16 protein-coding genes are annotated in these 21251 nt (G+C 72.9%); 13 read left to right on the plus strand and 3 right to left on the minus strand.

What is annotated here, in order from left to right:
• The 5 genes from HD593_RS23055 to HD593_RS23075 are packed head-to-tail and all read left to right on the plus strand — an operon-like array spanning position 1 to position 9204.
• The gene (locus HD593_RS23055) at positions 1–975 is read left to right on the plus strand and encodes an enediyne biosynthesis protein (RefSeq protein WP_185104199.1); all 975 of its coding nucleotides are present in this window, start codon (positions 1–3) and stop codon (positions 973–975) included.
• Positions 972–6845, plus strand: a complete 5874-nt coding sequence (locus tag HD593_RS23060) for a type I polyketide synthase (protein WP_185104200.1) — start codon at positions 972–974, stop codon at positions 6843–6845. The genes HD593_RS23055 and HD593_RS23060 overlap by 4 nt, the downstream gene beginning before the upstream one ends.
• A complete protein-coding gene (locus tag HD593_RS23065; protein ID WP_246546690.1) occupies positions 6842–7276 on the plus strand; it encodes an acyl-CoA thioesterase in 435 nt (144 codons plus the stop codon). The genes HD593_RS23060 and HD593_RS23065 overlap by 4 nt, the downstream gene beginning before the upstream one ends.
• 21 nt (positions 7277–7297) lie before the next feature.
• Positions 7298–7828 carry a flavin reductase family protein gene (locus HD593_RS23070; RefSeq protein WP_185104201.1) on the plus strand — a complete coding sequence of 177 codons (531 nt, stop codon included), beginning with the start codon at positions 7298–7300 and terminating at the stop codon, positions 7826–7828.
• The gene (locus HD593_RS23075; RefSeq protein WP_185104202.1) at positions 7828–9204 is read left to right on the plus strand and encodes a cytochrome P450; all 1377 of its coding nucleotides are present in this window, start codon (positions 7828–7830) and stop codon (positions 9202–9204) included. Before HD593_RS23070 ends, HD593_RS23075 begins: the two co-directional genes overlap by 1 nt.
• Positions 9205–9264: 60 nt before the next feature.
• Here the strand turns inward: HD593_RS23075 and HD593_RS23080 are convergent, their stop codons facing one another.
• A complete protein-coding gene (locus HD593_RS23080; protein WP_185104203.1) occupies positions 9265–10047 on the minus strand; it encodes a helix-turn-helix domain-containing protein in 783 nt (260 codons plus the stop codon).
• 440 nt (positions 10048–10487) lie between these two features.
• Between HD593_RS23080 and HD593_RS23085 the strand changes: the two genes are divergently transcribed.
• From HD593_RS23085 to HD593_RS23105, 5 genes are read left to right on the plus strand one after another with little or no spacing between them, the layout of a single operon-like run.
• Entirely contained in the window at positions 10488–10991 is a 504-nt protein-coding gene (locus HD593_RS23085) for a SigE family RNA polymerase sigma factor (RefSeq protein WP_185104204.1), read from the plus strand.
• Between the two features lie 10 nt (positions 10992–11001).
• A complete protein-coding gene (locus HD593_RS23090; RefSeq protein WP_185104205.1) occupies positions 11002–11574 on the plus strand; it encodes a DUF5987 family protein in 573 nt (190 codons plus the stop codon).
• A complete protein-coding gene (locus tag HD593_RS23095; RefSeq protein WP_185104206.1) occupies positions 11571–13208 on the plus strand; it encodes an FAD-dependent oxidoreductase in 1638 nt (545 codons plus the stop codon). The genes HD593_RS23090 and HD593_RS23095 overlap by 4 nt, the downstream gene beginning before the upstream one ends.
• Before the next feature lie 10 nt (positions 13209–13218).
• Positions 13219–14361, plus strand: a complete 1143-nt coding sequence (locus tag HD593_RS23100) for a carboxymuconolactone decarboxylase family protein (RefSeq protein WP_185112057.1) — start codon at positions 13219–13221, stop codon at positions 14359–14361.
• Positions 14358–15164 carry a TIGR03084 family metal-binding protein gene (locus tag HD593_RS23105; RefSeq protein WP_185104207.1) on the plus strand — a complete coding sequence of 269 codons (807 nt, stop codon included), beginning with the start codon at positions 14358–14360 and terminating at the stop codon, positions 15162–15164. Before HD593_RS23100 ends, HD593_RS23105 begins: the two co-directional genes overlap by 4 nt.
• A gap of 150 nt (positions 15165–15314) precedes the next feature.
• Here HD593_RS23105 and HD593_RS23110 read toward each other — a convergent pair whose 3' ends face one another.
• Both HD593_RS23110 and HD593_RS23115 read right to left on the minus strand, forming a co-directional pair.
• On the minus strand, positions 15315–15533 hold the full coding sequence (locus HD593_RS23110) for an EF-hand domain-containing protein (RefSeq protein ID WP_185104208.1): 219 nt from the start codon (positions 15531–15533) through the stop codon (positions 15315–15317).
• 40 nt (positions 15534–15573) lie between these two features.
• A complete protein-coding gene (locus HD593_RS23115) occupies positions 15574–17070 on the minus strand; it encodes a benzoate-CoA ligase family protein (RefSeq protein ID WP_185104209.1) in 1497 nt (498 codons plus the stop codon).
• A 197-nt stretch (positions 17071–17267) separates the two neighbouring features.
• Here HD593_RS23115 and HD593_RS23120 point away from each other — a divergent pair, with 197 nt between their 5' ends.
• The 3 genes from HD593_RS23120 (at position 17268) to HD593_RS23130 (ending at position 21058) form a co-directional block, all read left to right on the plus strand.
• Positions 17268–18290: a hypothetical protein gene (locus HD593_RS23120; protein WP_185104210.1), complete on the plus strand. Its 1023-nt coding sequence runs from the start codon at positions 17268–17270 to the stop codon at positions 18288–18290.
• 82 nt (positions 18291–18372) lie between these two features.
• Positions 18373–19359: a helix-turn-helix domain-containing protein gene (locus tag HD593_RS61610; protein WP_185104211.1), complete on the plus strand. Its 987-nt coding sequence runs from the start codon at positions 18373–18375 to the stop codon at positions 19357–19359.
• Positions 19360–19447: 88 nt separating this feature from the next.
• A complete protein-coding gene (locus HD593_RS23130; protein ID WP_221524907.1) occupies positions 19448–21058 on the plus strand; it encodes an acyl-CoA carboxylase subunit beta in 1611 nt (536 codons plus the stop codon).
• The last annotated feature ends 193 nt before the right edge of the window (positions 21059–21251 follow it).

Raw genomic sequence — 21251 nt, forward strand, 5'->3', positions numbered from 1 at the left:
ATGGCAGACAAGGCGGTCACCAAGAAGCCGGGTCACGATCCGAAGGTCATCACCGCGCTGCGCAGGTTCGCCATCTCCATCACGGTGTTCAACATCCTCGGCTACACCTGGTTCGGCTTCGAGCAGCCGTGGACCTGGCCCTTCGTGGCGCTGGCCACGGGCTACACCGTGGAGATCGTGCTGGAGGTCATCGGCGCCCGGGCCGAGGGCAGGGCGCCGAGGTTCCTCGGCAACGGCCCGCGCGGCCTCATGGAGTTCCTCCTGCCCGCGCACATCACCTCGATCGCGCTCAACATGCTGACCTACGTCAACGACCAGGTGCTGGTCATGATGTTCGGCGTCACCGTGGCCGTCGGGGCCAAGTGGGTGCTCAGGGCGCCCGTCCGCGGCCGGCTGCGGCACTTCATGAACCCCTCCAACCTCGGCATCGCGGTGATCCTGCTCATCTTCCCGTGGGCCAGCATCGCGCCGCCGTACCACTTCACCGAGAACGTCTACAACCCGATCGACTGGATCATCCCGGCGGTCATCATCGTCGGCGGCACCATGCTCAACGGCAAGCTGACCAACCGCATGTGGCTGATCGGCGCCTGGGTGGGCGGCTACGCGCTGCAGGCGATCGTGCGCGGGCTCCTCATCGACGACATCTCGATCCTGGGCGGCCTGTCCATGATGACCGGGGTCGCGTTCATCCTCTTCACCAACTACATGATCACCGACCCCGGCACCACGCCGTCCAGGCCGCTGTCCCAGGTGGCCTTCGGCGGCGGCGTCGCCCTCGTGTACGGCCTGCTCATGGGCATGAACATCCCCTACGGGATCTTCTTCGCCACCGCGGCCGTCTGCCTGATCCGCGGCGGCTTCCTCTGGGCGCTGCACATCGTGGAGCAGGCCAGGGCGCTGGACGCCGCCAGGGTGACCGCGGCCGCCGAGCAGGCGGTCGCCGCCACGGGGAGAGAGGTCGCGAAGGCATGACGAAGATCGCGATAGTCGGCATGGCCTGCCGCTACCCCGACGCCGCCTCCCCGCGCGAGCTGTGGGAGAACGCCGTCGCCGGGCGCAGGGCCTTCCGCCGGCTGCCCGACAGCCGCATGCGGCTGGAGGACTACTGGAACCCCGATCCGGCCGCGCCCGACACCTTCTACGCCAGGACGGCCGCGGTCATCGAGGGCTACACCTTCGACAGGCTGGGGCACCGGATCGCCGGCAGCACGTACCGTTCCACCGACCTCACCCACTGGCTCGCGCTGGACATGGCCGGCCGCGCCCTGGCCGACGCCGGCTTCCCCGAGGGCGGCGGGCTGCCGCGGGCCCGCACGGGCGTCGTCATCGGCAACACGCTGACCGGCGAGTTCACCCGCGCCAACGTCATGCGGCTGCGCTGGCCGTACGTCAGGCGCACGCTCGCCGCCGCGCTCAAGGAGCAGGGCTGGGACGACGACCGGCTGGCCACGTTCCTGGCCGGGTACGAGCAGGTCTACAAGGACCCGTTCCCGCCCGTGGACGAGGACACGCTCGCCGGCGGGCTGGCCAACACCATCGCCGGGCGCATCTGCAACCACTACGACCTGCACGGCGGCGGCTACATCGTGGACGGCGCCTGCTCCTCCTCGCTGCTGTCGGTCGTCACCTCGGCCAAGGCGCTCAGCGACGGCGAGCTGGACGTGGCCGTCGCCGGCGGCGTCGATCTGTCCATCGACCCGTTCGAGGTGATCGGGTTCGCCAAGACCGGCGCGCTGGCCAAGGGCGAGTTCCGGCTCTACGACCGGCACTCCAACGGGTTCTGGCCCGGCGAGGGCTGCGGCATCGTGGTGCTGATGCGCGAGGCCGACGCGCTGGCGGCCGGGCACCGGGTCTACGCCACGGTCGCCGGGTGGGGCATCTCCTCCGACGGAAAGGGCGGCATGACGCGGCCCGAGGTCAAGGGGTACCGGCTGGCGCTGGAGCGCGCGTACGAGCGGGCCGGGTTCGGCATCGAGACCGTGTCCCTGTTCGAGGGGCACGGCACGGGGACGGCCATCGGCGACGCGACCGAGCTGACCGCGCTGTCGCAGTCCAGGGCCGCCGCGGACCCGGCGGCGCCGCCGGCGGCCGTCGGCTCCATCAAGGGCATGATCGGCCACGCCAAGGCGGCGGCGGGGGTGGCCGGCCTCATCAAGGCCGCCATGGCCGTGCACGAGCAGGTGCTGCCGCCGACCATCGGCTGCGTCGACCCGCACCCCGTACTGTCCGAGGAGCCCGCCGCGCTGCGGGTGCTGCGCCAGGCCGAGCCGTGGCCCGACGGCCGCCCGCTGCGCGCCGGCGTCACCGCCATGGGGTTCGGCGGCATCAACACCCACGTCGTCCTGGAGGCCGAGGCTCCCAGGCGGCGGATGTCCAGCAGGACCAGGGCGCTGGCCACCGCCCAGCAGGACGCGGAGCTGTTCCTGTTCGACGCGGCCTCCTGGGAGGAGCTGCGCGGCCAGGTGGCCGAGGCGGCCGCGTTCGTGCCCGCCGTCTCCTACGCCCAGCTCGGCGACCTGGCCGGGACGCTGCGTGGCAGGCTGCGCGGCCTGCCGTACCGGGCGGCGGCGGTCGTCGCCTCGCCCGAGGACGCCGAGCGGCAGCTCGGGCGGGTGCTGACGGCGCTCGACTCGGGCGAGAGCGAGCTGTTCACGCCGGACGGCAAGGCGTGGCTGCGCCGCGCCGCGGCCAGGCCCCGCGTGGGCTTCCTCTTCCCCGGCCAGGGCTCGGGACGCGGGACGGGCGGCGGCGCGCTGCGCAGGCGCCTGCCGTGCGTGGACGAGCTCTACCGGACGGCCGCCCTGCCCGCCACCGGCGACATGGTGGCCACCTCGGTCGCCCAGCCGCGCATCGCCACCGGCTCCATCGCCGGCGTCCGCGCCCTGTCCGCGCTCGGCATCGAGGCCGAGGTCGGCGTCGGGCACAGCCTGGGCGAGCTGTCCGCCCTGTGCTGGGCCGGCGCGATGGACGAGCACGCGCTGCTGCGCGTGGCGGGCAAGCGCGGCAAGGCCATGGAACGGCACAGCGACTCCGGCACGATGGCCGGGCTGCGGGCCGGGCCCGAGATCGCGCGCCGGCTGATCGGCGACCTGCCCGTGGTGATCGCCGGATACAACTCGCCCGGCCAGACCGTCGTGGCAGGCCCCGTGGACGCGATCGACCAGGTCGGGCAGGCCGCCACGCGCGAGGGCCTGACCTGGACCAGGCTCAACGTCTCGCACGCCTTCCACTCGCCGCTGGTGGCCCCCGCCGCGCAGGCGCTGGAGGAGGCCCTGGACGGCGAACGGTTCACGCCGCCGGCCCGCCGCGTGGTCTCCACGGTCACCGGCACCGAGCTGAACGGCGGCACCGACGTCACCGCGCTGCTGCTGCGCCAGATCACCGCGCCCGTGCTGTTCTCCCAGGCCGTACGGGTCGCCGCCGACGGGCTCGACCTGCTCGTCGAGGTGGGGCCGGGACGGGTGCTCAGCGGCCTGGCCGGAGAGCTCACCGACGTGCCGGCGGTCGCGCTGGACACCGACTCCGAGTCGCTGACGGGGCTGCTCGGCGTGGTCGCCGCCGCCCACGTGAGCGGCGTGGCCGTCGAGCACGAGGAGCTGTTCCACGGCCGCCTCGTCCACCCCCTGGAGCTCGGGACGGAGTTCTCGTTCTTCGCCAGCCCCGCGGAGTCCGCGCCGAAACCCGTCGTCAAGGCGGCGCCCGTCGCCCGGCCCGTTGCCAAGGACGAGCCGGCGCGGCAGAGCGCGGAGCGGACCGGCGAGTCCACCACGGACCTGCTGCGCCGCCTGGCCGCCGAACGCGTGGAGCTCCCGCTGGAGCTGGTCACCGCCGACAGCAAGCCGCTGGACGGCCTGCACCTCAGCTCCGTCACCGTCATGCACATCCTCGACCAGGCCACCCAGCACCTCGGCATGCCCGCCGTGCAGCTGCCCAACGTGGCCACCGCCACCCTGGGCGAGCTCGGCGAGGCGCTGGACAGGCTCGCGGCCGAGCCGCGCGACCAGCGGGCCCGCGGCGTCGCCGCCGCGGCCACGTGGGTGCGGCCGTTCACCGTCGACCTGGACGAGCTGCCGGTGCCCCGGCGGGTGGCCAAGGAGCAGCAGGGCCGGTGGGAGCTGTTCGCGCCCGCGGGATCCGGCCTCGGGCAGCCGCTGCGGGAGGCGCTCGAACAGGAGAAGGTTGGTTCAGGTGTGCTGGTGTGCCTACCGCCGCACTGCGCGATGGAGGACCTGGAGCAGGCGCTGCTCGGCGCCAAGGCCGCGCTCTCGGCGGGGCCCGGCACCCGGTTCGTCCTGGTCCAGCACGGCAGGGGCGCCGCCGGGCTGGCCAAGACGCTCCACCTGGAGGCCGTCGGGCTGCGCACTACCGTCGTGCAGGTACCGCAGGCGCCCGAGGTGATCGGGCCTGAGGTGATCGGGAAGGTCGTTGCCGAGGTGGCCGCCACCTCGGACTTCTCCGAGGTGCACTACGACGCCGGCGGCGTCCGGCGCGTCCCGACCCTTCGGGCGATGCCCGCCGCCCAGGAACGCGAGGAGCACCCGCTCACACCGGACGACGTGCTGCTGGTGACCGGCGGCGGCAAGGGGATCACGGCCGAGTGCGCGATCGCCATGGCCGGCTCTCCTCCGGGCGGCGCGGCGGGCAGCGCTGCAGGCGGTGACTCGGGCGGTGCTCCGGGCGGTGCCAAGCTGGCGCTGCTCGGCCGTTCCGACCCGGCCCAGGACGAGGAGCTGGCCGCGAACCTGCGCCGCATGACCGAGTCCGGCCTGACCGTCCACTACGTCAGGGCCGACGCCGCCGACCCCGCCCAGGTGCGGCAGGCCGTCGAGGAGGCCGAGCGGGTGCTCGGCCCGGTGACGGCGATCCTGCACGGCGCCGGCTACAACGCCCCCGCCGGCATCGCCGGCCTCGGCCCGGACGACTTCGCCCGCACGTTCGCCCCCAAGGTGGACGGCCTGCGCAACGTCCTCGCCGCGGTGGACCCGGCCCGGCTGCGCCTGCTGGTCACCCTCGGCAGCATCATCGGCAGGGCGGGCCTGCAGGGCGAGGCGCACTACGCCACCGCCAACGAGTGGCTGGCCGACCTCACCGCCGAGACCGGCGCGGCCAACCCCGGCTGCAGGAGCCTGTGCCTGGAATGGTCGGTGTGGTCCGACGTCGGCATGGGCGAGCGGCTGTCGGTGGTGGACCGGCTCACCGAGCAGGGCATCACGCCCATCCCCGTCGAGCAGGGCGTGCAGATCATGCGCAGGCTCGTCACCGACCCCGCCACCGAGGGTGTCGTGGTGATCAGCGGGCGCACCGAGGGCGTCGCCACCGTCAGGCGCGACGAACCCGAGCTGCCGCTGCTGCGCTTCGTCGGCACCCCTCTCGTCCGCTACCACGGGGTGGAGCTGGTCAGCGAGGTCGAGTTGAACGCCGGCACCGACCTCTACCTGGCTGACCACCTGCTCGACGGCAACCTCCTGTTCCCCGCCGTGATCGGCATGGAGGCCATGAGCCAGGTGGCGTGCGCCGCCACCGGCCGCCAGGAGACGCCCGTCATCGAACGGGCCGCCTTCTCCCGGCCGATCATCGTGCCACCGGAGGGGAGCACCACGCTCAGGATCGCCGCCGCAGCCACCGGCGACGACACGGTCGCCGTCACGATCCGCAGCGCGGAGACCGGCTTCGAGGTCGACCACTTCAGCGCCGAACTCCGCTTCGACGCCGGACCCTGCCCCGAGGGCCCGCCCGGCCAGATCCCGGACGGCCTGCCCCCGGTGGCACTCGAGCCCGACACCGACCTGTACGGCCAGGTGCTCTTCCAGGGCAGCCGCTTCCAGCGCCTGCGCCGCTACCACCGGGCGGCGGCCCGCCACGTGGACGCCGACCTCGCGGTGGAGCAGGACGGCTCGTGGTTCGCCGGATACCTGCCGGGCGAGCTGCTGCTCGGCGACCCCGGCATGCGGGACGCGCTGATGCACGGCAACCAGGTCTGCGTCCCCGACGCCACGCTGCTGCCGACCGGCATCGACCGGGTGCGCCCCGGCGGCCGCACCCTGGACGACCTGGACGAGGTGCGCTACTGCGCCGCCGAGCGGAGCAGGGACGGCGACACCTACGTCTACGACATCGCGGTACGCACCAAGACCGGCGAGCTCGTCGAGCGCTGGGAGGGCCTGCGTCTGCAGGCCGTCCGCAAGCAGGACGGCCGCGGTCCGTGGGCGGCACCGCTGCTCGGCCCGTACGTGGAACGGCGCCTCGCCGACCTGGTCGGCGCCGATGTCGCGGTCGTCGCCGAACCCGGCGACGACCTCACCGACCTCGCCCACGACCGCCTGCACACCACCCCACCCGCCCCCACCGCCACCCCGAACGGCGCCGCGCCCACCGGCACGCTGAACGGCGCCACCACGCTCGCCGGCACCCCGAACGGCGCCACCGCGTCCGCCGGGACGCCGCATGGCAACAGCGCGCTCGCCCACGTGCCGGGCCTGACGCTCTGCGTCGCCGCCGCGCAGCCCGTGGCCTGCGCTATCACGCCGGTCGGCGGCGGAGCGCAGGCGCCCGGGCACGCGGAGCCGGAGGAGCAGGCAGCCGCACACGCGTCGCTGGCCGAGCGGATCGCAGCGCAGGCGGGGGAGAGCGGCGACGTCGCCGCCGCCCGCGTCCGCGCCGCGCTGGCCTGCCTTCGCACCGCCGAGCTCCCCGCCGGCGAGCTGCCGGAGCTGCACGCGGACGCCGGCGACGGCTGGGTCGTGCTGGTCACGGCGGGCGCACGCATCGCGACCCTGGCGACCACCGTACGGGGCCTGAACGACCCCGTCGTGGTCGCCGTTCTCACCGAAGGGCGGTCATGACGATGGAGAAGTACTTCGAATATCGCCACACGGTGGGTTTCGAGGAGACCAACCTCGTGGGCAACGTCTACTACGTCAACTACCTGCGCTGGCAGGGCAGATGCAGAGAGATCTTCCTGAAGGAGTGCGCGCCCGAGGTGCTCGCCGACCTCCAGGACGACCTCAAGCTGTTCACCCTCAAGGTCGACTGCGAGTTCTTCGCGGAGATCACCGCATTCGACGAGCTGTCCATCAGGATGCGCCTGATCGAGCTCGCCCAGACCCAGCTCGAGTTCGGCTTCGACTACGTCAGGATCGGCCCCGGCGACGGCGAACTGCTCATCGCGCGTGGCCGGCAGCGGGTCGCCTGCATGCGGGGGCCGAACACCAGGACCGTACCGGCCAGGGTCCCGCCCGCCCTGGTCGGCGCGCTCGAACCGTACGCAGCCTAGACGCCGATCCAGGAGGTCAGCGTGAACGTCTCCTCATCAACCGCACTGACCGACAGCGTGACCGACAGCGCGGCACTGCGTCACGCGTTCGGCGCCTTCGCCACCGGAGTCACCGTGGTGACGACGGGCGGCCCGGTCCCTCATGCCATGACGGCCAACTCCTTCACCTCGGTCTCACTCGACCCGCCGCTGCTGCTGATCTGCGTCGCCAAGTCGGCGTCGATGCACCGCTTCCTCGGGGACAGCACGTTCTTCGGCGTCTCGGTGCTGGCCGCCCACCAGGAGGCGGAGGCCAGGCACTTCGCCAACCGCTACCGCGAGACGGGCGCGGCCCAGTTCGCCGCGGTGGACGTGGTGCCGGGCGAGCTCACGGACGTCCCGCTGATCGCGGACGCCGCCGTGTGCTTCGAGTGCGACCTGTGGCGCTCCTACGATGGCGGCGACCACACGATCTTCCTCGGCAAGGTGCTGTCGATGCGGCAGCGCCCCGGCAGTGACGGGCTGCTGGTGTATCGGGGCAGGTTCGCCTCGCTCGAAGAGGTCGCGGCGTAATGGTCGTCCACCTCCCGCCGCAGGCGGCGCCGGCACGCGTGCGTGCGGCGCCGCCCGGCCCGCCCCTGTGGGCGGGCCCCGCCCTGTTCAGGCAGCTCGTCTCGGACCGGCTCGGGATGTTGTCGGGCGCCGTCTCCAGGTACGGCGACGCCGTGCGCCTCACCATCGGCCCCAAGAGCCTCTACCTGTTCAACCACCCCGACCACGCCAAGCACGTGCTGGCCGACAACAACGCCGGCTACCGCAAGGGTCTCGGCCTGGCCGAGGCCAGGCGGGTCCTCGGCGACGGCCTGCTGACCAGCCACGGCCAGGTGTGGCGCGACCAGCGCAGGTCGATCCAGCCGCTCTTCCAGAACAAGCGGCTGGCCGGGCAGGACACGGCCGTCGCCGAGGAGACGGGCAGGCTCGTGGCGCGGCTGCGGGCCCACGCCGGCCGCGGGCCCGTGGACGTGGCGCACGAGATGACCGCGCTCACGCTCGGCGTGCTCGGCAGGACGCTGCTGGAGGCCGATCTCGGCGCGTACGAGTCCATCGGGCACGCCTTCGAGGGCGTCCAGGACCAGGCGATGTTCGAGATGGTCACGCTCGGCGCGGTGCCGCTGTGGCTGCCGCTCCCGCTCCACCTGCGCTTCCGCAGGTCGCGCCGCGAGCTGCACCGGATCGCCGACGCGCTGATCGCCCACCGGATCGAGCATCCGACCGGCGGGGACGACCTGCTGTCCCGCCTGATCGCCTCCGCCGGGCAGGCTCCCGGCGAGCGGGCGGCCCGCGACCGCCTGCGCGCCGAGCTGATCACGGTCCTGCTGGCCGGCCACGAGACCACGGCTTCGACGCTGTCGTGGGCCTTCCACCTGATCGACCGCCATCCCGGCGTGCGCGAGCGGCTGCGCGAGGAGGCCGTCTCCGTGCTCGGCGACCGGCCGCCCACTGTCGCCGACCTGCCCAGGCTCACCTACACCACCATGGTGCTGGAGGAGGTCATGCGGCTCTACCCGCCGGTGTGGGCGCTGACCCGCGTGGCGGTGACGGGCGACGAGGTGGGTGGGTACCGGGTGCCCGCCGGGGCCGACGTGCTGATCAGCCCGTACACGCTGCACCGGCATCCGGGCTGGTGGCGGGAGCCGGAGCGGTTCGACCCCGAGCGGTTCGCGCCGGAGGCGCGGTCGGACCGGCCCCGGTACGCCTACATCCCGTTCGGCGCCGGGCCGCGGTTCTGCGTCGGGAGCCACCTGGGGATGATGGAGGCCGTCTTCGTGCTCGCGTCGGTGGCGCGGGAGCTGCGGCTGACCGGCCTGCCCGGGCGGCCGGCGGTGCCCGAGGCGATGTTGTCGCTGCGGGTGCGCGGCGGGCTGCCGATGACCGTCAGCCTCCTGTGAGAAAGAGCCGCGGGCGGTGAGGAGATCACCGCCCGCGGCTCGGCGCGTCAGCGTTCGGCTTCACCCGTCGCCCTCCTGGTTCCACGCCTCCTGGTTCCACGCAGCCAGCACGTCGCGAAGAGCGAGCAGGTGAGGCGGGTCGAAGCTGCTCATGGGCCGGAGCGTGAGGTCGGCCCGGTGGGTGCCGCCCTGTTCGCCGACCGCGATCGGTCCGCGGCGCGCCACGCACAGCGAGACCTCGGTGGTGGGCGGCAGGTTGACGGCGTCGTCGCAGCCCTCGGCCACCGACTGGGCCAGCAGGTACCAGTGGCCCGCCGGCACGTCGTCCATGACGAAGGGGCCGGGACGGCTGAGCACGGTGTAGCTGGCCGGCTTGCCCTCCAGGAGCTGCCCCACGAACATCCCCGCGAAGACGGGCCTGTCGGGCAGCGGCGAGGTGACCGTGCCGTGGACGGTGGCGGTGCCGCCGCCGCGCGACCGGCTCGCCCCGCCCGCCAGGCTCTTCCTGGAGACGCCCAGGACCTGGCGGTACCGGCTGGGTGACAGGCCGACACTGCGCGTGAACCGGCTGCTGAACGTGCCGACGCTGGAGTAGCCGACCTGGTGGCTGATGTAGGCGATGTTCAGCGAGGTCGAGGCGAGCAGCCGCTTGGCCTCGCGCAGCCGCACCGCCGACAGGAACCGGCCGGGCGACAGCCCCGTGACACGCTGGAAGACCCGCGAGAAGTGGAACTTGCTGAACATCGCGGTGTGCGCCATGTCGTCGATCGTGATCTGCTCACCGAAGTTTTCCTGGATGTTCTCGATCACTCGCATGACGGCTCGTTCAATGACGTCGTCCATGTGGCCTCCCGCTTCCGGATCGGCCGGTGAGGCATGCTTTCCGGATACGCGTCGATAAATTCCGTTCGGAGGTACACGCGCCGAGCCCGCGGTAATGCTGCACGGTCCGCGAAATTATTTCCGGAAAAATCGCTGGGTCATTGCCCGGTATCTCGCGGTGGTTATTCCTTGCAAAACCCTGTTGATTGTTGTCAACTGGCCGGAGAAGGCCGGAGTGCTCGGGAGGGCCGCGATGGCGGCCCGGCAAGGTGCCCATCACCCGAGCGTAGGAGCGCCCGCCGCGGAAAGAAGTGACGGCGGCGCGAAATTAGGGGTCGGCCGGCCGCGATTAGGGGTGCCCCCTCGAATAAGGGCGCCGGGTGCGCGGATAGGGGTTGTGCCGCATAGTACGCCGATCGATTCTCTCAATATCGACCGACGGAAAAACCGGGGGAGCGATTATGGCCGAAGGGCGGGGCGAACAAGAATTCACGCGCTTCGTCCAGCAGACCAGGCCCGCGCTGAGGCGGATCGCCTTCGCGCTGTCGGACGACTGGCACGAGGCGGACGACCTGGTCCAGCGGACACTCATGACGATCTTCCTGCGCTGGCGGGAGCTCGACCGGCGGGACACGATGGCGCCCTACGCGCGCCGCGTCATGACGCGGCTGCTCATCAGCGACCGCAGGTCGTCGCGTTGGACCAGGGAAGTCCTCTTCGGCGTGCCGCCGGAGGCCGGCGCCGCCCGCGACCCGTACGTCCCCGTGAGCCAGCGCATGGTGCTGAGGGACGCGCTGGCCAGGCTCGGCCCCCGGCAGCGCGCCACGATCTTCCTCCGCTTCTGGGAGGACCGCAGCGTGGAGGAGACCGCGCGGGTCCTGGGCAACGAGTCATCCACGGTACGCAGCCAGACCGTCCGCGCGCTGAACACCCTGAGGGACGCGCTGGACGCCTCATCCACCTAAGGAAGGCCCCATGAGCGCAGAGCTCCCCGCGGACCACGAGACGAGGGTCGTCACCACGCTCGAGGCGTTCGCCGACACGATCATCCCCGGCGCCAAGCGGTCCGGCCAGGACAGGGCGGTGGCTGGCGCCAGCCCCACCGGCGGCGCGGTGGCCGCGGGCGCGATGGAGCTGATCCACTGGGACGCCACCGGCATCAGCCAGAGCCTCGGCGACTACGCCCGCGCGCTGAACGACCACGCCCGCGAGCACGCCGGGCAGCACGGGCTCGACCTCGACGGCGACGTCCCGCCGTTCGTGGCGCTGACCTTCGAGCAGCGCACCGACCTGGTCCGCGTGCTCACCGCGCCCGGCCATCCCGACAAGCCGCTGTGGGTGCTGCTGTCCCTGTTCTGCTACATGGCCTACGACTCGGCCGCGCACACCGGCACCGCCGCCGCGCTCGCCGCCGGGCATCCCGGCCTGACCTCGATGCGCCTGGCCCGCCCGGGCGCCGACGGCCTGTGGCGCTTCCCCTCCTTCTCGTACGGCAGGCAGCTCGCCGACCTCCACCCCGGCACCACCGACACAGGGAGTCCCGAATGAACAGCGTGGAGCGCACCGACGTGCTCGTGGTCGGCACCGGCTTCGGCGGCGCGATCACCGCCTACCACCTGGCGGCGGGCGGGGCCGACGTGGTCATGCTGGAGCGCGGCCCGTGGCTGACCGCCGGCGAGTACGACCACGACTTCAAGCTCGGCTCGTCCTACACGCGCATCTTCGACTTCACCGTCGGCGACGGCATGAGCGTGCTCGGCGGCAACTGCGTGGGCGGCGGCAGCGTCGTCTACTTCGCCGCTATGCCGCGGGCGCCCCGCTTCGTGTTCGAGCGCCGGGGCGGCATCAACCGGCGCATGTGGCCGTCGTCGATCAGCCGCGACACGCTCGACCCCTGGTACGACCGCGTGGCCGAGTCGATCGCGATCACCCGGCAGGGCTGGGACGACGTGTCGTACTCCGGCGGGCTCTGGGCCGCGGCCTGCCGCCACGCCGGCCGCACCGCCAACCCCGTGCCCGCCGCCGTGGACACCGCCGCCTGCACCAACTGCAACTGGATGATGGCCGGCTGCCGCTTCGACGCCAAGCAGTCGCTGCTGCTGAACTACCTGCCGGCCGCGCTCGCGCACGGCGCGAAGATCAGGCCGCTGCACGAGGTGCAGAGCATCGCCAAGAGCCCCGACGGCGGCTACCGCGTGCACTACCAGCTCGTCGACGCCGAGGACTACCGGATCACGGCCGGCGAGGGCCGCATCGACGCCAAGGTGGTCGTGCTCGCGGCGGGCGCCGCGGCCACGCCGGTCATCCTGCAGCGCAGCGCCGCCGCGCTCGGCCCGATGCCGCACGCCGTGGGCCGCTACTTCTCCGGCAACGGCGAGCGGCTCAACACCGCGGTGCTGAACGAGGAGCGGGTACGCGAGGTGCTCGGGCTGGAGCTGGACCCGGCGGCGTTCCAGATCGGCAAGGGCCCCACGGTCGCCAACTGGGACCGGCTCGACGGCTCGCTGCCCGAATACACCCGCTTCTCGCTGGAGCAGCTCTACTTCCCGCCCGGGCTCGGCACGATCCTCGCCATGCCCGGCGGCCCCGACCCGCGCTGGTTCGGCCTGGACAAGAAGGAGATGCTGAGCCACTGGCAGAAGTGGCTGATCATCTTCCAGATGATCGAGGACGACAACGAGGGCGTGTTCGGCCCGCCGCCCGCGCGCGGCAACGCCGACCGGGTCTCGCAGCAGATGCTCGGCCTCGGCACGCTCAGCTACAAGCCGACGCTCAACACGCAGGCCGCGTGGGCGATGGCCGACGCCGAGTGCAAGGACATCCTGGAGCGCGACGGCCTGGCCACCGTGACGGCGTGGACGAACGACCTGGTCGGCGCGTACACCGTGCACCCGCTGGCCTCGTGCCGCATCGGCGACGACCCGCACACCTCCGCCCTCGACGACCGGCACGAGCTGCGCGGTCACCCGGGCATCTTCGTCACCGACGGCTCCGCCGTGCCCGGCGCGCTGACGGTGAACCCGGCCATGACCATCTCCGCGCTCGCCGAGCGCGCCGTGCCCGCGATCGTCCGGGCGGCCCGGGAGCGCGGGGTCGACGTCTCGTACGGCGCGCCCGCCCCCGACGGCTCCACCAGCGGCCGTCGCGGCACCGCGCCGCTGGTGCCCGCCCTGGGAGGGTGACGTGGGCAGGATGCTCGCCCTGGTGACGGCGCGCGGCGCGCTCGCCCAGGTGCGCCACGTCTCCCCGGTGCCACCACGCTCGGCACGCGGGCTGGTGGCGCGGGTGTACGGGCAGCTCGTACGGGACTTCGGCATGGCCGCCCCGCCGGTGCTGCTGCACTCGCCCGCGCCCGAGGTGCTGGCGGCGTGCTGGATGATGCTGCGCGAGTCGCTGCTGTGCGGGGGCGCGGTCGCGCGGGTCGTCAAGGAGGCCGTGGCGACCGGGGTTTCGGCCGCCAACGCCTGCCCGTACTGCGTGGACGTCCACGACGCGACGCTGCGCGGCCTGCCCGGACACGACGACCCCCGGCTCGCGCCCGTAGCGGCCTGGGCCCGCACCACGGCCGGGGAACAAGCGGCACCGGGGCCCCCACCGGCGTCGCAGGCCCGGCTGTCTGCGGTGGGGGAGTGGCCGCCATCGGGGGCCGGGCTCGTGGCGGTGGGAGAGCGGTCAGCGGCGCCGGAGGCCGAGCTCATCGCGGTGGCGGTCACCTTCCACTACCTCAACAGGATGGTGGCGGTGTTCCTCGGGGACTCGCCGCTGCCTCCCGAGGTGCCCGCCCGCGCGCGCGGCCCCGCCCTGCGCGCCTTCGGCCGCCTCATGCGCCCGGCCGCGCGCAGGACGCCGCCGGCCGGCGCCTCGCTGCCGCTGCTGCCCGCCGCCCCCCTGCCGCCGGACCTGGCGTGGGCGGGCAGCGGCCCGCAAGCCGAGGCGTTCGCCAGGGCGTCGGCCGCCATCGAGGCAGGCGGCCGGCGCTCGGTCCCCGGCCCGGTACGCGACCTGCTGACGGAACGGCTGGCGTCCTGGACGGGCGGCCCGCCCCCGGGCCCCTCGGGCCGCGCGGGGGTGCCGAGCAGGGCCTGGGCCGCTGAGGCGACGGCGGCGCTGCCGGACGCCCTGCGCCCGCCCGCGACGCTGGCCCTGCTGATCGCGCTCGCCCCCTACCAGGTGGACGACGGCGTCGTCGAGGCCTGCCGGAGGACCGGCCAGGACGACCGCTCGCTCATCGAACTCACCGCGTGGGCGAGCCTGTCAGCCGCGCGCCGCGTCGGCGGCAGGCTCCCCGCGCCTCCTCCAGTCAACGTCCCATCGGTGGAAAGGACAGACCCGTGAGCGAACTCGACGCCGTGCTCGGCGACCTGGCTTCGGACGGCAACCAGCTCGACAGCCTGGTGGCGGGCCTCGAACCGGCCCAGTGGCAACTCCCCACACCCGCGCCCGGCTGGACGATCGCCGACCAGATCGCGCACCTGACGTTCGTGTTCCGGCTGGCCGCCACGGCGGCGACGGACGCCGAGGCGTTCCAGGACATGACCAAGGACGCGCAGCACAACTTCGACGGCGCGGTGAACGCCGCGCTCAAGGCCTTCGCCGATGACACGCCCGCCACCCTGCTGGCCAAGTGGCGCGCCCAGCGCACGGCCGCGGTCACCGGCCTGGCCTCGGTGCCGCCGGACCGTGCCGTGCCGTGGCTGGTCAACCCGCTGCCGCCGATCGTGCTCGCCTGCGCGGGCATCATGGAGCAGTTCGCGCACGGGCAGGACATCGCCGACACGCTCGGCGTGCCGCTCCAGCGCGGCGCCAGCCTGCAGCACCTGGTGGTGTTCGCCGTGCTCACCAAGGACTTCGGTTACCTGTCGCGCGGCCTGACCCCGCCGGCCGCCGAGTTCCGCTTCGAGATCACCGGCCCCGGCGGGGAGCTGTGGGCGTACGGGCCGGAGGACGCCGACCAGCGGGTCAGCGGGCTCGCCGAGGACTTCTGCCTGCTGGTGACCAGGCGCAGGCACCGCGCCGACGTCGCGGTCACCGCGGTGGGCGAGGAGGCCGACCGGTGGCTGGACATCGCCCAGGCCTACCGCGGCCCCGCGGGCGCCGGGCGCCGTCCCGGCCAGTTCCCGCGCAGGAGCGCGGCCTGACGGGAGCGCACGGGACGGGAACGCCCGAGCCGCCGGACACCCGTCCGGCGGCTCACGGTGCGGACCCGCCCGCCGGACACCCCGTCCAGCGGTTCGCGGGCGCGGACCGCGCGCGGGGCCCTCAGGCCGCCCGCCGCGCGCCCGCGCTCGTCACTTGTTCCACGCCACCAGGAACTCCGCGAACGAGATGCGCCCGTCCACGTCGCCGTCGTGCTCGTCGGACACCTTGAAGATCGAGTCGAGCTCGGCCGCGGTGACCTCCTCGCCGCGCGAGTTCATGGCGCGCACGAACTCCTCGCGCGTGATGTATCCGTCGGCGTCGCCGTCGAACACCTTGAACGTGGCGGTCGGGTCGTCAAGATCCGGCATGGGAACCTCTTCGTTCGGGGGGTGACTACACCGACGGATTCTAGGCGGCGAGCGCGCGGCGATCGACCTTGCCGTTGGCGGTCTGCGGCAGGCTGGGGACGAGGGTGATCTCCCTGGGGTACTTGTGCGGCGCCAGCCTGCCCCGCACGTACGCCTTCAGCTCCTCCGCCGACACCGGCGAGGTGGCGACCACGTACGCGCGCGGCCTGCTCAGGCCGCCCGCCTGCTCGCCGACCACCACGCACTCGCGCACCGCGTGATGCGTCAGCAGGCAGTTCTCGATCTCCGACGGCGCGATCCACACCCCGCCCACCTTCAGCAGGTCGTCGGCCCTGCCGTGGAAGCGGTAGAACCCGTCGGCGTCCCTGCTGACCAGGTCGCCGGACAGGACGGTGCGCTCGCGGACGAACGTGCGCGCCGACTTGACCGGCTCCTGCCAGTACTCCGCCGCCACCGTGTCACCGGTGATCTCCAGCCGGCCGACCTCCCCGTCGGGGACCTCCGCACCGCCCTCGTCCACGACCCTGGCGCGGTACCCGGGCACCAGCTCGCCCAGCGTGCCGGGCCGCACCCGCCCGGGCCGGTTCGACAGGTAGATGTGGTACGCCTCCGACGAGCCGATCCCGTCGACCACCTCGACGCCGAACGTGTCCAGCCAGCGCCGGTGCAGCTCGGGAGGCAGCGGCTCGCCCGCGGACGTGCACAGGCGCAGGCAGCTCAGGTCCTGCCCGGCGGCGTCGGGGTGGGCCAGCATCGCGCTCATCATGGTGGGCACGTTCACCAGGATCGTCGGGCGGTGCTCGGCGATCAGCTCGAAGATGGTCTCGGCCCGGCTCCGCTCGGGGAAGACCACGCCCGCCGCGCCGGCGCCGAACGGGAACAGCGCGGCCAGGTCCCGGGCGTAGCCGAAGAACAGCTTCGGCACCGGCAGCACGACGTCGTCCTCGCGGAGGCCCAGCACGCCGCGCGCGTACCACTCGAAGCTGCGGTGCGGGCTGCGCGCGGGCAGCACGCAGGCGCGCGGCGCGCCCGTGCTGCCGGTGGTGAACTTCCAGATCGCCGGGTCCTCCGGCGCCACGTGCACGGGGTCGAGTCTGTCGGACTGGGCGCCGACGAGCGTGTCGAAGTGGTGCTCGCCGGCGCGCAGCCCGCCACGCGGGTATCCCGTCACCAGCAGGTCGCTCGCGCCCGCGGCGCGCAGGTTGTCCAGGACGGCGGGGTCGGCGAGGATGACCTTGGGCCTGGTGTAGCCGACGAAGTAGCGGTAGTCCTTGGGCCGCAGGTAGGTGTAGACCTCGGCGGTGATCGCGCCGATCTGCTGCGCGCCGTACCAGGTGGCGACGAACTCGGGGCCGTCGCCGGCCGCGATGAGGACACGGTCGCCGCGGCGCACGCCGAGCGCGCGCAGCGCGTTGCCGGCCTGGCCGGCCAGGGCCCGCAGCTCGCCGTAGCTGATCGGGCCCGCACGGGTGATGAGCGCGGTGGCGTCCGCCCGGCCTGCGCCGAGGAACCGCGTGGCGATGTTGAAGGAGTCCATGACTCCACGGTGCCCGCGGGCGCCCGCGCGGCGACAGCGGCTGGCCGGGCAGCAAGCTGGGCGTGGCTGGCAGGTTGCTGTCAGCGGCCGGGTTTCTCTGCGATTGCTCGATCAGGAGCGGCACGTTGACTGCCGTGGCGGGCGCCACCTGTACTGAAGGCACGCAGGCTTCCCTTTTTCCCGGTTGAGGAGTGGCTATGGCGTCCATGCCCGCAGGCTCGTGGTCGACCGCCGGAGTGGGCGAGGTGGTCGACTGCCTGGGCGGCGCCGTTCACCTGGCCTACGCGGAGGCGGCCGGCGAGGGCACCGGTGAGGTGGCCGTGATCGTGGCCGGCTTCTCCGGGCACGAGGCGCGCACGCGCGCCCGCGCGCGTGCCAGGGCCGCGGCGGTGCGCGCGCTGCGCGAGCTGGCCGAACGGCCGGACAGGGCCGTGCGGGAGCGCCCGGGCAAGGAGCTGCGGCTGGACGACTTCGTCGACGGCCCGCCAAGGAGCGCGGGCGTCCTGGTGCCGGGCGTGGGCCTGCTGAGCGGCACCCGCTACCTGCTGCCCGCCGAGGTGGTGTGGCTCGAACGGCAGGAGTGCCGGGTCGAGCCGGCCACGAGCGGGGTGGTGGACCACGGCGTGGCCGAGGCGATCGCGGAGATCTTCGCCCACGACGTGGTCGCGCGCTGGTGGGCCGATCCGCGCCGGCCGCTGCTGCGGGTGTCGGAGCAGCTCGACCGGCTGCTGCCACCAGGGGTGATGGCGGCGGCCACCGGGCTGGGGCTGCGGGTGTCGGCGTTCGTGCTGTCGGCTCAGGACGCCAGCGTCGCCCTGGTGACCGTCGGCGGGGACGCGGGCGCGCTGGCCGTCGCCGCCGACCGTACGGTGAAGTCGGCCGTGAGCGAGGCGTTCCTGCTGGCCATGGCGTCCAGGGCGCAGCCGTGGCACACGCTGCCGCTGCCCGACTCGATGCGGCGCTTCGCGGTGTGGCACCGCGAGGGGGACTACGCGGCGTACCTGGAGAGCATGGCCGTCGAGGCCGACACGTCGCTGGTGCACGAGCTGGGCGGGCTGCGCCCGGCGAGCTGGCCGGAGATCGCCGGCCACCGGTTCGGGCACGAGCCCGTCGCGGTGGAGCCGCAGGCGCCCGGCCAGGTGGTCAAGGTGGTGTGCCCGGGCGCGGCCTGCTACCGCGCCGCCCCGTCGGCCACGGTACTGCCCTGCCCGGTTCCCTGACAGCGCACGTTGCGAGGGGACGCGGCGCGTCCCGGCTCCCGATGATGGAGCCAGAGCTCCATGTGCAGGCAGGAGGTGCGCGATGGATCTCTCGGTCATAGGCATCACCCCGCAGGCGGAACAGGTCTACCGCTTCTTCCTCAAGCACAAGGGCGAGGGCGTCGGGTCCGTGCCGGAGGCGCTCGGCATGGACCCCGACACGGTCGAGGAGGCCGTGGACCTGCTCGGCAGGCTGTCCATGCTGGACCTCACCGACCGCTACCGCGTCACCGCCACCGATCCGCGCGTCGCCATCGAACGCCTGGTGGAGCAGCGTCTGGAGGAGCTGAACGCGGAGATCAGGCGGGTGTTCAGCGCCCGCGACGCCATCTCCTCCTTCCAGGAGGACAAGCGGGAGGGCGACAAGGTCGCCTCGATCCTCGACATCGAACGGGTCGAGGACGGGGCACGCGTCCGCCAGCGCCTGGACGACCTGGCCTTCTTCTGCTACAAGGAGACGCTCTGCCTGCACCCGGGCGGACCGTTCACCGAGGTGATGATCGAGTCCGCGCTGCCGCTCGACCAGCGGTCGCTGCGCCGCGGGCTGGCGCTCAAGCAGATCTTCCACCCCAAGGCGATCGAGGACGCGCGCATGCTGTCGTACCTGCGCGAGCTGGTCAACCTCGGCGCCGAGATCCGCATCACCGACCAGCACATGGACCGCATGCTGATGTACGACCGCAGCGTGGCCGTCGTGCCCATCGACCCCTCGCACCACTCCGCGGGCGCGCTCCTGGTACGCGAGCCGGGGCTGATCTCCCAGCTCTACATCTACTTCGAGGGCCTGTGGAAGGGCGCCGTGGACCTGCGCCACCACCTCGACCCGCCCGAGGAGGAGCCGGCGCTGTCCCAGATGGAGCAGCGCATCCTCACCGTGATGGCGACGGCCGACAAGGACGAGATCGCCGCCCGCGAGCTCGACATCTCCGTACGCACCTACCGCCGTTACGTCGCCGACCTCATGGCCAGGCTCGGCGCGAACAACCGCTTCCAGGCGGCGCTGCGGGCGAAGGAGGAGAACTGGATCTGACGGTGCGGGTCCGGCACACGAAGAGGTGACACCAGGCGCGCTCCGATCTTTCACTGAAGGAATCGGAGACGCCTGTTAGGAGAAGACGATGAGCATCTCTGAGCTGGACATCACCGCAGAAGAACTCGAACGGGCCGTACGGCCGGCGCCCCCCTCGATGGACCGGCTCCGCGACGACCTGGGCAGGCTGCGCCAGGACATCGCCGACGGCGACCACCGGGGAGTGGAGCGGCAGCGCGCCCTGGGCAAGCGCACCGCGCGCGAGCGGCTGGACCTCCTGCTGGACGAGGGCTCGTTCGTCGAGCTCGACATGCTGCGCAGGCACCGGGCACAGGGGCTCGGCATGGAGCGGCAGCGGCCGCACACCGACGGGGTCGTCACCGGCTCGGGCACGATCGACGGCCGCCGCGTGTTCGTCTACGCGCAGGACTTCACCATCTACGGCGGCTCGCTCGGCGAGGCGCACGCCCTGAAGATCCAGAAGGTGATGGAGCTGGCGCTGTCCACCGGCGCCCCCTTCATCGGACTGAACGACAGCGGCGGCGCCAGGATCCAGGAAGGCGTCATGTCGCTGAACGGCTACGGCGGCATCTTCCAGCGCTACGTGCAGGCGTCCGGGGTGATCCCGCAGATCAGCGTGGTGCTCGGCCCGTGCGCGGGCGGCGCGGCCTACTCCACGGCGCTGGCCGACTTCACGTTCATGGCCGGCGACACCGCCCAGCTCTACCTGACCGGGCCCGACGTGGTCGAGGCGGTGACGGGTGAGCGGGTGACGCACGCCGAGCTCGGCGGCGCCCAGGTGCACGGCAGCCGCTCGGGCGTGGCCACGTTCGTGCACGACGACGAGGAGGAGTGCCTGGCCTCCGTGCGCGACCTGCTGTCGATGTTGCCGAGCAACAACCTGGGCCGGCCGCCCGCGGCGCCGCCCTGCGGCGCCACCACCGACCTGCGCCCCAGGCTTGCCGAGATCGTCCCCGCTGAGCAGAACAAGTTGTACGACATGCGTGAGGTGCTGGCGGAGCTGGTGGACGACGGGGAGTTCCTGGAGACGCACCGGAACTGGGCGGGCAACGTGATCTGCGCCTTGGCCAGGATCGACGGTGAGGTGGTCGGCGTGGTGGCCAACCAGCCGACCGTGCTGGCCGGCGTGCTTGACGCGAAGGCCGCCCAGAAGGCGGCGCGCTTTGTGAGGTTCTGTGATGCCTTCTCCATCCCGCTGGTGACCCTCGTGGACGTGCCCGGCTTCCTGCCCGGCAAGGACCAGGAGTACGAGGGCGTCATCAGGCACGGTGCCAAGCTGCTGTACGCCTACTGCGAGGCGACGGTGCCGCGCATCTCGGTCATCGTCAGGAAGGCGTACGGCGGCGCGTACATCGTCATGGACTCCCGCTCCATCGGCACCGACCTGTCGCTGGCCTGGCCGACCAACGAGGTCGCCGTGATGGGCGCCGAGGGCGCCGTCAACATCATCTACCGCAGGCAGCTCGCCGCGGCCGCCGACCCCGTCACCGAGCGCGCCGAGCTGCTCGAACGCTACAAGCGCGAGCTCATCCACCCCACCTACACCGCCGAGCGCGGACTCGTCGACGACGTGATCGACCCCGCGGAGACCAGGATGGCGATCGCCCGCGGCCTGGCCATGCTCCGCGACAAGCGCAAGCACAGCGCGCCGCGCAAGCACGGCAACGTCCCGCTCTGACCCTCCTCCTGACCTCCCTCCGCCCCCGCCCACCGGCGGGGGCTGAATAGCCGTACCCCCAGCCCGGCCCCGGCGTGCCCGAGGCCGGGCTTTCGCATGCCCCGGAGCCCCTGCGCCCCCCTTCTGACAGCATGCGGTGCCTGGCCTGCAGCTTCCTGCCTCCCCTTCACCTCGATCGGCCGCCTCCGCGACC

This window comes from Nonomuraea rubra, from assembly GCF_014207985.1.
GTDB classification, from domain to species: domain Bacteria; phylum Actinomycetota; class Actinomycetes; order Streptosporangiales; family Streptosporangiaceae; genus Nonomuraea; species Nonomuraea rubra.